Origin of the sequence: Pseudomonas shirazensis (genome assembly GCF_050496565.1) — a bacterium.
GTDB lineage: Bacteria > Pseudomonadota > Gammaproteobacteria > Pseudomonadales > Pseudomonadaceae > Aquipseudomonas > Aquipseudomonas shirazensis_A.
The window spans coordinates 1-563 of record NZ_JBNWAE010000045.1 but is presented as its reverse complement, the minus strand read 5'-3'; the positions used below and the strand labels follow the sequence as shown (position 1 = coordinate 563).

The following is a 563-nucleotide window of genomic DNA, read 5'->3' as shown; positions in this document are numbered from 1 at the left end:
TCCGGTTCAGCGCCGGGCGTGGTGGTTTCCAGCCAGCCTTTGAGGTGTTCCAGGCCCGCGTTGCGCCAGGCGTTGAGATCCTGGGTAATGCCGATCGCGTCCTCGACCACGATGGCGATACCTCGCGGCGTATCGCTGTTGGGCTTTGGCTTGAGCATCTGCCGAGAGGCCACCAGCGACATGATCTTCGGCGCCGAAGACAGCTGCGCGTCAAGCATCTTGCGCAGGTCTGGATCGTTCTCTGCGGCGAAATCGGCCACCAGGTCGAGTTGACCGTAAGTCAGTACATGGGACTCAGGGACCGAGCAGGAAGGAGCGGCATACTTGGCCACGTTCACAGCCGGCAAGCTGGGAGCCTGGTCGAACAGCCGCATCAGCGTGGCCCTGCTCAGTGGGTCAGGGCTGTAGAACAGCCGCAGCCCGATCAGGTCATCCACATCGTGGATAGTCAGAGCCCAGGCCAGATTGCGCATCACGTCCTGCGCCGTCAGCGAGGCCGGCGGGGCTTGCCAGGGATCATCGAAGCTGGTGATGGCCAGTGAGCCATCTGCCGAAATGCGGAA

The 563-nt window shown here is 62.7% G+C and carries 1 pseudogene; it reads right to left on the bottom strand.

Going from position 1 to position 563, the window contains the following annotated elements:
* Positions 1–563, bottom strand: a pseudogene (locus tag ACQZ2L_RS25045) (T6SS effector BTH_I2691 family protein); the annotation flags it as partial.